Origin of the sequence: Sphingobacterium sp. UBA7625, assembly GCF_002484085.1 — a bacterium.
Classification (GTDB): domain Bacteria; phylum Bacteroidota; class Bacteroidia; order Sphingobacteriales; family Sphingobacteriaceae; genus Sphingobacterium; species Sphingobacterium athyrii.
In genome coordinates this window covers 357,817-365,319 of record NZ_DLJD01000058.1, presented here as the reverse complement: position 1 = coordinate 365,319, position 7,503 = coordinate 357,817, and the positions used below count along the sequence as shown (strand labels likewise).

Here is a 7,503-nt window from a genome sequence, read left to right as displayed (position 1 = left end):
TATTTTTAATGCGTTAGCCCTGCTCCTTGATGGCACCGATCTTTTCTATAGCTTTTTGTGATTTTAGGTTTTTGATATCGATTTTAAATTCTACTCTTCTTAGGTCCAGACTGTCAAAGCAATAATCGAGAAGAAGTCTTTTGCAGCTGGCATTGATACCCGTTCCCTGAAATTTTTTACCAATCCATGTCCAGCCTATTTCCAATCTTTTATGTTGAAAGCTAATATTTCCGAACATTGTTATTCCGATTGGATCCTTCGTTTTTTTGTTTATGATAATTAGCGGGTAAAGTTCTTTTTCTGTCTTTGCACCTAGATTGAAGTTGAAATAGTCCATTAAATCATTTCTGTTCTTCACCCTCGCTCCAAATTCGCCCAATTCTTTGTGAAAACTAATAGACTCAATGCTGTCAATATCATTTATAGTCAAAGGGCGTAATATGATTGAATCATTTTCAAGAATCAACTCGGATGAGAAAAATTTTTCTAGGGTCATTTTTTGAAATTGTTTATAAAGGTTTCTATAGATAGCTAATATAGAGAAAGTTTTGTGCAATTGTTGGTTATGCAAGGAGAATAACGTAATGACAGCGTAATTTAAAACCCACGTAATTATAAGCTTATTTGTTTTCTGATTTAGCATGTTAAGAGTAATATTCCATTTCATTTATCAAATTGTTATTTATAATTCCTTAATTTGTATTGACAGTCTATAGAATCATACAGCATCATTCAGACAAAAAAAACGTGTTATCGCGCATTAATTTTACCTAGAGAATGAAATTTTCGAACACATCCGATGTACTTTCAATCGATCAGCTCAGGGATCTACGTGCTGGAAAAATAGAGTCTTTCAATTTTTTCTATCAAAAATATGTTTCTGAGATAAAGCGTTATATTAAGATGTTTCTTAAATCGGATATGCTAACTGACGACGTTACACAGGAGGTATTCGTTAAGTTTTGGGAAAATAGCAGCAAGTTTGAATCGATAGACAATATCCGAGGGTTTTTATATTTAACTGCAAAAAATGCAAGCATAAACCTCTTGCGTCGTAGTATTCTTGACGAAAAATTAGTGAGTAGTATTATTGATACCTATGAACTTGAACCAAGTGTTGACCTCTTGGTCTTTCGCAAGGAATACAGTGCATATATAGACAAAGTGTTGGAGACACTTCCCCAACAGTCCCGCGTTATTTTTAAAATGTGTAAAGTAGAAGGGCGTTCCTATGAAGAAATAGCCGAGCGTTTAGGGATTTCAAAAAATACTGTTAAAAAGCATATTGTCAGGTCATTATCTGTATTGAGAAACGATGAAACGCTGAAGAAAATGAACAAAAATCTGGTTCTTATGTACTGTTTGCTAAAAATTCTGCAAAAATAATAAGAATAGGGGTACCCATTTTTCATTTCTGATTGTCGTATCTTAAAACGACGACAAACCAAGATGACCGAAAGACATAGAAAGACGCTTATAAATAGATACCTCAGTAATAAAGCTACGTTAAAGGAACTTGAAGTTTTTTTTGCAGAACTTGAAGACCCACTGTTCGTACAATTATTGGAGCAAGAATCAGAGCGGTTTACACGACCTAGGCAAGTAGTATCACTTCGTAAAAAAATTATTGGTGCAGCAGCAGCTATTTTGCTTGTCTCGCTATCAACTTGGTTCTCGTTGGATTATTTTGCGCAACCTTCTGATTTCAACGCTGGAACCAGTTTGGTTACAAGGGGAAATACAGATATTATTGTTGAATATGATGGGAAAAAGATGGCGATTACGGCTTCTGCAACTCCACATCTTGTCGTAGACAGCATCGTTAAAACTACCCAAGTCGATACCGTCAAGATTATTATGCCCTATGCGAAAACTAATTCTTTTTTCTTGCCGGATGGAACAAAAGTGTACCTCAATGCAAATTCGACACTTGTTTTTCCCACTGTGTATAAATCAGGTCAGCGATGGGCAAAAGTAAGTGGAGAAGCCTTTTTTGAAGTGAAATCCGATAAGCAACACCCATTTTATGTAAGCACTATATCAAATACTAATAAGCTAAATATCAGTGTCACAGGTACAAAGTTTAATGTTTCATCCTATCCGGATGACTTAAAATCTTATGTTGCCCTTTTTGAAGGGCATGTGGCTGTCAACCATAAAAAGCTAGTACAAGGCCAACAATTTATACAGACAACGGACGATGTTCAGATTTTGTCGTTTAATCAAGCCAAGGTTGGCGCATGGCTGACCGGTAAATTTGTATTCGATGACGATAATTTGTCAACAATTCTCACCGCGTTAGAAAAATGGTATGGTGTTCAATTTGAAGTCAGGAATATTCCAGATGATATCCATTTTGGTGGCACCATTTCTAAATCGCGGGATTTAAATTTTACCCTTAAGCTGCTGGCAAAATATGCACCTATTCGATTTGTAAGATCAGACAATAAGATAGTGGTACTACCTAGATGATTTACTAACCCTAACAATAATTATGAACAGTACAACCTATGGAAAGCGTCATTTTCTTAATGACTACGGGTTCCGTATGAAACGAAAATCTGCTTTATTAATCGCGGGGATTCTACTCGGGACCAATAGTTTTGCTCAATCTCCGAAGATTGATCTCCATGTTAGCAATGTAACCTTAAAGGAGGCATTGCAAAAAATTTCCAGTCAATCTGGTCTAGACCTTTTTTTTAAAGAGGACGATATCAAAAAAATTAACCATGTTTCACTCAATGTAAGCAACGTAAAGTTAGAGGCGGCACTTGAAATGCTTCTATCGTCTTATCCTTTATCCTATAGTATTGACGACTCAGTTATTACGATCATGTCAACTCAGCGACCTTCTCCCAAAAAGCAACAGACAGTCGACTTGCAAAGTAAGTTTGTCAAAGGTGGCGTCATCAACTTTGAAGGAAAGCCTATTGTAGGAGCCACTGTTCGCATTGTTGCTAGTGGTAAGACAACAAAGACAGATGATAAAGGTTTCTTTTTTGTCCAGGTGGAAAAATACGGCGAAAGAATTGAGATAAGCAATGTAGGATATGAAACAGTGGATATGCCTTCATCTGGGGAAATGTTGGTGCAAATGTATGTCAAAACTAATGTTTTGGACGAGGTTGTGAGTGTAGGCTATGGCTCTATGAAAAGAAAAGATCTTACTGGGACTATCTCGACCGTTAATATAGAGGAAATCAAAAATACACCTTTCGTTAGTATTGACCAGGCGCTGGCCGGTAAAGCACCTGGTGTGCAAGTTACACAAGCAGATGGATCTCCTGGGGGGGTTGCAAGGATTAGGATACGTGGCGGTGCATCTCTAATTGGTGGGAATGATCCACTCTATATTATCGACGGCGTGCAGGTGCAGGTTTCAAACCGATATGTGCAGACGGGGGCGGATATCGTAAATCCTACTGAAAGCTTGGGAAAAGACCGCGAGTATGCCAATTCCGCGATCGGATCATCATTTGCTAAAGGCCTCAATGCGCTAGCCGGCCTCAATATTAATGATATTGAATCCATTGATATCCTCAAGGATGCATCAGCAACGGCAATATATGGTTCCCGAGCTGCAAACGGAGTGGTAATTATCACCACAAAAAAAGGACAGTATAATCAAAAACCTTCCCTCGAAGCGAATTATTATTCGGGAATAAATAGCGCTATTTCCGAAAGCCTGCTGTCCACCCAACAGTATAAAGCCATAATGAAAGAAGGCGCAGAAAATTTGAATGCGCTTAGGGCAACCCAAGGGGCAGCGTCTGACCCAATCGCCAATGCTGTTCTGAATGATGCCAACTATTTAGGTACAGGAGATACAGACTGGTTAGGGTTGATTACCCGAACTGGTGTCAGCCATAATATGGACTTAAGTATGCGTGGTGGGGGGACGGGCTCGCGTTACTACACTTCCCTTTCGTATAATACGCAGAAGGGAACATTGGTCGGGACAGATTTTTCCCGGCTTTCAGGCAAAGTTAATTTGGACAATCAGATTACGCCAAAACTAAAGTTAAATACCAATATTGATTATGGTTATACGACCAATAATATTACCAACGGTATTTATTCAGCAGCACTTTTTGCCCCACCTACATTTGAGCCTTTTGATGCAGACGGCAACCCCAAAACATTTCAGACCACCACATTTTCATTGTCCTCCAGTTCAGGAGTGCAAAACCCGATGGCTTTGCTCAAAGGAATTAATAGGTCCAACAACAGTATGCTATTGGGTGCTTTAGCGCTCGAGTATGATATCATTGAAGACTTAAAGTTCAGAAGTACAGTCTCGGCCAATTATAATAGCTATCATCAGGTCAACTACATTCCATCCACAGCTAATATTTCCGCCGTTGGTCGGACGAGTAATTCCTCTAATGGTGGGATTGGCTCACAAGGCTATAGGAAATCCATTGATATGTTTTATGAAAACACGTTGACTTACAACAGAGTATTGAATGAAGAAAATCGGTTTAATGTATTGCTTGGTACTTCTTGGCAAAAAAGCAATCTGGAGAGTTTTATGGCTTCAGGACAAGGATATCCAGATGACGATTTTTTGAATGGTCTTTCATCTGCCGCGGTCCCCTTACCTCCAACAGCTACAGCATCTCAAAACGCATTGTTGAGTTTTTATTTAAGAGCCAATTATACATTTAAGGAACGCTATTTATTGACTTTTACCGGTCGATCGGACGCTTCCTCCAAGTTTCCAAAAAATCACCGCGTAGGTTATTTTCCATCCTTCGGGGCAGCTTGGCAGCTTAAAGAAGAAGCATTTCTTAAAAATGTGGCTTGGATAGATATGCTCAAACTGCGCGTGAGTGCCGGTAAGACGGGAACTCAAAATCTAGGAGACAATCTTTTTTATACACTATATACGTCTGGTTCTTATGCAGGTGCCAATGCCTTAAATGCAAGTCAGCTAGGAAATGACCGGATCAAATGGGAAAGTACATTACAGAAAGATGCAGGACTTGATTTTGCCTTTTTTGATAACCGTCTGACAGGTACTGTTGGTTACTATCAAAAAAATACTTCTGATCTATTGATGACGATGCCTGTAGCAGAAAGTTCAGGATTTACTTATGCTATGGTTAATATTGCCGACATTTCCAATAAAGGCTTGGAAGTGGATGTCAGGGGAGATGTCATACGAAACAAAAATTTCAAATGGAATCTTGGAATTAATATTTCCGGCAATAGATCCAATGTGGGCAAGATCAGCACCGATATCCAAAATCCAAATATTCCGGGCAGTAATAACCCGATGCAAAATGCAGAAGCATTAATAGGGAATACTTTTTTACGGGAGGGATATCCGGTAGGATTAATCTATGGCAACGTGTATAAAGGAGCCATTAAAAATCAGGCGGAACTAGAAGCGTATAGACAAAATTCCTTTTATGCACAGGTTGGTGCATTGCAAAATCTAGCCATTGGTTATCCAATGTACGATGTGTTTACAGATGGAGATTTCAAGGGCTTCTTCAAAAGAGATATCATTGGTTATGCCGAGCCTAAATATTATGGAGGTATCACTAATTCATTTGAATATAAGGGATTTGGCTTGACCACACTCTTTACATTTTCTAAGGGCGGAGATATTCTTTATCTTCCCGATCTGAATGCATTGGGATTAGGAGACCGGACGAACAAAAATGCCAGAATACTAGAAATAACCAACAATGCTCAAAATCGGGACGAAAATAAACCCACACTTATTTTAGGCGAAAGTAATCGAATTGGGGTTTCTAATTCCAATCTCCAAGTGCATGATGCATCTTACCTCAAATTAAAGTCATTGACGTTAAACTATTCATTGCCTAAGACGGTACTGGAGAAATTAAAATTAAACACAGCATTGATCTATTTCTCTGCGTCCAATATTTTTGCCATCACCAAGTACCCCGGCCCTGACCCGGAAGTAAGCAACGATCCCTATAGCCTCATTAATGGTTATACTGATGCGGCTACCTATCCATCTGTCCGGCAGTTCACACTAGGTGCGAGAATCGGGTTTTAAACATCTAAGCATTCAAATATGAAAATATATAAATTTATACTCTTATCATTTTTTTCAGGACTACTTCTTTCCTGCGATAAACAATTAAGTGAACCACCTGCAAATGCACGGGTAAATGGTACCGCAATTACTGACCAAAAGTCAGCCGAAGTCGTTTTAAATGGAGTGTATTTGCGCTTTGCCAATGTTTCCTCTATTGTAGGTTCACCTAATACCACCCAATGGACTAATAACAATGTTTCTGGAGGATTATTATCTGGCGCGCTAATCTATGGATTTTATCAGGGAGCGGATGAAATTAATGATAACGCTAATAGTCGGCATGTGCCAGCTTTATGGGGGTATTGCTATAAGCTTATCAATGAGGCAAATGGCCTGATCGAAGGAGTAAACATACTTGCTGACAGTAAGTTTTCCGAAAACAAAAAGAACGAAATTATCGCCCAGGCACGTTTTCTTCGGGCTTATGGGAATTTCAAGTTGCTGATGTTTTTCGGCGAGTGGTTTAAAGAGGACAGTCAGTATGGTGTTCTATTGCGGGAAGAGTTATCGACACTGAGCGGTATCCCCAAAAAACGAAGTACAGTTAAAGAGAGCTATGCTGCTATTCTTGAAGACTTGGACTTTGCTATTGAACATGCACCTGCGGAGAATCCAAATTATTACGCGACAAAATGGTGTGCTATGCTTTTAAAGATGCGTGTCTTGATGAACAAGGGCATACCGACAGATTACGCTACGGTGGTCACATTGGCTGATGATATTATCCAACATAGTGGCTACGCCTTAGAAGGCAATTTAAAGGATCTATTTCTATCCAAGGGTCTGGCGAGCAAGGAAGTGATGTTGTCTGTAAAACCGCAGGCTAATCAGGAAATTTCTTTTGTGATATTGAGCCGGGCTTACTATCCGGGCGCCTCCGATTCCTATATGTGTTCTCAATTTTTTAGAGACCTATTAGTTGCAGACCCTAGAGGAGCATGGATGGTCGGACCTAAAAATGAAGAGTCAGATGCCAATCCCGGATCCTATTATTTTACGAAATTTATTCCTTTTGGGGCTGAACCATCGCAATTGACCGAGTCTATATATGCCATGCGGCTATCCGAAGTCTATCTCCTCAAAGCCGAAGCACTGATCAGGGGAGATATTGATAAGGAGAAAGCTCGCCAGACCATCAAACTGGTCATGTCCAATGCCGGAGTGACAAATTTTAAATCTGTTGACGACGCCACAAGTACAGCAGACCTTCTTTTACAGAATTATCTAGAGGTCGTGCGAAACTTGACAGGAGAGGATGCAATTGAGTGGTATACGCTTTTACGCTTGCCTATAGACATGGTTAAGCAATTGAAACCTACCATCACCTCCAATCGCCAATTTTATTTTCCAATTCCCGCTACCGAGCTGGATAATAACCCGCTTTTTGGTCCACAAAATCCCGGCTATGGCCTGTAATGCTCATAATA

The 7,503-nt window shown here is 39.5% G+C and carries 5 protein-coding genes; 4 read left to right on the top strand and 1 reads right to left on the bottom strand.

The genetic code is table 11. The annotated features are described in order from the left end of the window. Nucleotides 1-13: 13 nt before the first annotated feature. The gene (locus B4G94_RS25285; RefSeq protein ID WP_286862891.1) at nt 14-667 is read right to left on the bottom strand and encodes a GNAT family N-acetyltransferase; all 654 of its coding nucleotides are present in this window, start codon (nt 665-667) and stop codon (nt 14-16) included. 110 nt (nt 668-777) lie between these two features. Between B4G94_RS25285 and B4G94_RS25280 the strand changes: the two genes are divergently transcribed. From B4G94_RS25280 to B4G94_RS25265, 4 genes are all read left to right on the top strand, one after another. Then, nucleotides 778-1,386, top strand: a complete 609-nt coding sequence (locus B4G94_RS25280; RefSeq protein WP_286862890.1) for an RNA polymerase sigma factor — start codon at nt 778-780, stop codon at nt 1,384-1,386. A 63-nt stretch (nt 1,387-1,449) separates the two neighbouring features. Continuing rightward, on the top strand, nt 1,450-2,472 hold the full coding sequence (locus tag B4G94_RS25275) for a FecR family protein (protein WP_286862889.1): 1,023 nt from the start codon (nt 1,450-1,452) through the stop codon (nt 2,470-2,472). A 22-nt stretch (nt 2,473-2,494) separates the two neighbouring features. Next, a complete protein-coding gene (locus tag B4G94_RS25270) occupies nt 2,495-6,034 on the top strand; it encodes a SusC/RagA family TonB-linked outer membrane protein (RefSeq protein ID WP_286862888.1) in 3,540 nt (1,179 codons plus the stop codon). Nucleotides 6,035-6,052: 18 nt separating this feature from the next. Then, nucleotides 6,053-7,492, top strand: coding sequence for a RagB/SusD family nutrient uptake outer membrane protein (locus tag B4G94_RS25265; RefSeq protein WP_286862887.1), 1,440 nt, complete (start codon nt 6,053-6,055; stop codon nt 7,490-7,492). Nucleotides 7,493-7,503 lie beyond the last annotated feature (11 nt).

Bases quoted from the DNA above. Each gene is read 5' to 3' on its own strand.
- B4G94_RS25285 (WP_286862891.1), bottom strand. From the start codon at position 667: ATGAAATGGAATATTACTCTTAACATGCTAAATCAGAAAACAAATAAG.
- B4G94_RS25280 (WP_286862890.1), top strand. From the start codon at position 778: ATGAAATTTTCGAACACATCCGATGTACTTTCAATCGATCAGCTCAGG.
- B4G94_RS25275 (WP_286862889.1), top strand. From the start codon at position 1,450: ATGACCGAAAGACATAGAAAGACGCTTATAAATAGATACCTCAGTAAT.
- B4G94_RS25270 (WP_286862888.1), top strand. From the start codon at position 2,495: ATGAACAGTACAACCTATGGAAAGCGTCATTTTCTTAATGACTACGGG.
- B4G94_RS25265 (WP_286862887.1), top strand. From the start codon at position 6,053: ATGAAAATATATAAATTTATACTCTTATCATTTTTTTCAGGACTACTT.